Here is a 2,764-nt window from a genome sequence, read left to right as displayed (position 1 = left end):
TGTTATTGATCGGTGCTATAGTGCCAATCCGTGATCGTCGAAAACGAGCCACTTTGTGATCGGCGAAATGGTGCCACCTGATGATCACCGAAAACGAGCCACTTTGTGATCACCGAAATAGCGCCACCGGAATCTCACCCTGTTATGACGACCGGATGGCCCGCCGGGGGGATTTGATTATCCCCCCGGCGCTCCATCCTCAGTGGATTTTCGCGCCACCCATTTGAGGCGTCACATCTCAAAAAGCATCTCGGACCATGGAAACAACTGCGTTATACTCCCGGAAAAAAACAACCAAACCGGGAGGCGCGCCCATGTCAAACAGGAGATTCGAGATGTTCCAATACCGTCACATCATTCATTGCATGCGTATGGGTCAAAGCGATCGCGCCATAGCCGCGGCCAAATTGATGGGCCGGCTGAAATGCGCCGAGCTTCGCTCCATTGCCGACCAGCAGGGATGGCTGGGTTCCGACCCGCTTCCCGATGACGCCGAACTGGCCGAAGTTTTTGAAAAGAACAGGGATTGCAATGCGACCCGTCAGTCCATGAGCCTGCCCCATGAGCAGCAGATCCGGCAGTGGCTCGACCAGGGCATTCACACAACCACCATCTACCGGGCGCTCGTGGAGCAGTTCGGCTTCAGCGGCAGCTATTCGTCCGTGCGCCGGATGTCGCAGAGATTGAAAAACGGACATCCGAAAGTCACCTGCATCCTGGATTTCGCCCCGGCCGAGGCCGGGCAGGTGGATTTCGGCAAAGGCCCCACGATCACGGACGTCTTCACAGGAGAAGTCATCAAGACCTGGATATTCGTGATGACGCTCTGTTTCAGCCGGCACATGTACGCCGAGATGGTTGTCGACCAGAAAGTCGGCACCTGGCTGGCCTGCCATCGCCGCGCCTTCGAATTCTTCGGCGGCGTTCCCGGCAGGCTTATCATCGACAACCCCAAATGCGCCATCACCCGCGCCTGCTTCCGGGACCCGGAGGTCCAGCGCTCTTACGGCGAACTGGCCGAAGGATACGGGTTCCTGATCTCGCCGTGCCCGCCGCGGGATCCCAAAAAGAAAGGCCGGGTGGAAGCCGGTGTCAAATACGTGAAAAACAGCTTCGTTCCGCTTCGCAGCTACCGCTCCCTTGCCGACGCCAACGGGCAGCTGGCACGCTGGGTCATGGAAACCGCCGGCAACCGCATCCACGGGACCACGCACCAGAAGCCGCTTGCCCTGTTTGCAGAGACCGAAAAGGCCCTTCTGCGCCGTCTTCCGGACATGCCCGTCGAGACCGCAGCCTGGACCCGCCTCAAGCTTCATTCGGACTGCCACCTGCGATTCGAAAAATCCTGTTACTCGGCCCCCTTCCGGCTGGTGGGCCAGGAACTGTGGGTCAAGACCGCCGATACCACCGTCAAGATATATCACGATCTGCAGTTGGTCGCGATTCATCCCAGGCTTCGCAAGCCCGGCTCGCGCGCCACCGTTGACGACCATCTGCCCCCGGAGGCCATTGCCTTCAAAACCCGGGATCCCCAGTGGTGCCTCCGGCAGGCTGAATCCGTCGGCATCGACTGCCACAGGCTGATCCACGGCCTTTTGGACAACGGCGTTCTGGACAATCTGCGGGCCGCCCAGGGGGTGATCGGCCTTACCAGAAAATATGGTGCCATGCGGCTGGAAAACGCCTGCAGGCGGGCGTTGTTTTTCGACAACGTCAAATACCGCAGCGTGAAGAGCATTCTTGAACAGGGGTTGGATCAAACGGCGCTGCCCGACGATGGAGACTCGTTTCCCCTCCCGTCCATCTACACAGCTGCCGGCCGGTTTATCCGGCATGCCGACGATCTGCAGGTTCAATCAGAAAGGAGGCCGACATGAATCCCATGCCCGAATTGATCCCCATGCTCAAGCAGCTTCGCCTGTCCGGCATCCTGGATTCTCTGGAATCCCGCAATCGCCAGGCCATCGAGGAAAAGCTCTCCTACATGGATTTTCTGGCCACCATCATCCAGGATGAAGTCGCCCGGCGGGCTCAAAAAAAGCTGGTATCGGCTCTTCGCCGGGCCAACTTCAGAAACCAGAAAACCCTTGAGGAGTTCGATTTTACCTTCAACCCCAACATCAATCGCTCGTTGATCGTCGAACTGGCATCCTGCCGGTTCATGGAAGAAAAGGTCTGCGTCCTGATCGTCGGCCCCTGCGGCACCGGCAAAAGCCACATCGCACAGGCCCTGGGGCACTGTGCCATCCGAGCGGGGCGGGATGTCCTGTTCACCAGCGCGTCAAAGATGCTCAACCATCTCAATGCGGCGCGGGCAACCAACGGCTTCGACAGGCATTTTGCCAAGCTGGCGGCGGTGGACCTTCTCATCATTGACGACTTCGGTCTCAAACCGATCAAAGGCTCGCAGGACGAGGATCTGCACGATGTCATCGCAGAACGCTATGAACGGAAGAGCACCATCGTCACCTCCAACCTGGACCTGCCCGAGTGGACCGAAGCCTTCCCCAACCGGATCCTCGGCGCCGCCACGATCGACAGAATACGGCATGGCGCCTACAAAGTGGTGCTTGACGGCAAAAGCTACCGGTCAACCAAGCCCATGCTGAAAACCCCGAAACAATCTGTCAAAGAACAAAAAAATGAAGCCTGAAAGGAGGTCAAAAAACATCATTTGAATAGTCGTCCGAAACCGCTTTTTGAGCATTTTTGAGTGGCACCATTACGGCGATCATCGGTGGCACTATTAAGGCGATCATTGACA

General features: G+C 57.8%; 2 protein-coding genes. Both read left to right on the top strand.

Annotated elements, in window-relative coordinates:
* Positions 1–335: 335 nt before the first annotated feature.
* Positions 336–1,877, top strand: coding sequence for an IS21 family transposase (istA, locus tag ACEW8N_RS14725; RefSeq protein WP_373500595.1), 1,542 nt, complete (start codon positions 336–338; stop codon positions 1,875–1,877).
* Positions 1,874–2,653 (top strand): IS21-like element helper ATPase IstB, encoded by a 780-nt coding sequence (gene istB, locus ACEW8N_RS14720; RefSeq protein ID WP_373500594.1) that lies wholly within the window; start codon positions 1,874–1,876, stop codon positions 2,651–2,653. The genes istA and istB overlap by 4 nt, the downstream gene beginning before the upstream one ends.
* Positions 2,654–2,764: the final 111 nt, after the last annotated feature.

This window comes from Desulfococcus sp. (assembly GCF_041737845.1).
In the GTDB taxonomy this organism is placed as follows: Bacteria; Desulfobacterota; Desulfobacteria; order Desulfobacterales; family Desulfococcaceae; genus Desulfococcus.
The sequence above is the reverse complement of the archived record's forward strand: the minus strand, read 5'-3'. Positions and strand labels throughout refer to the sequence as shown.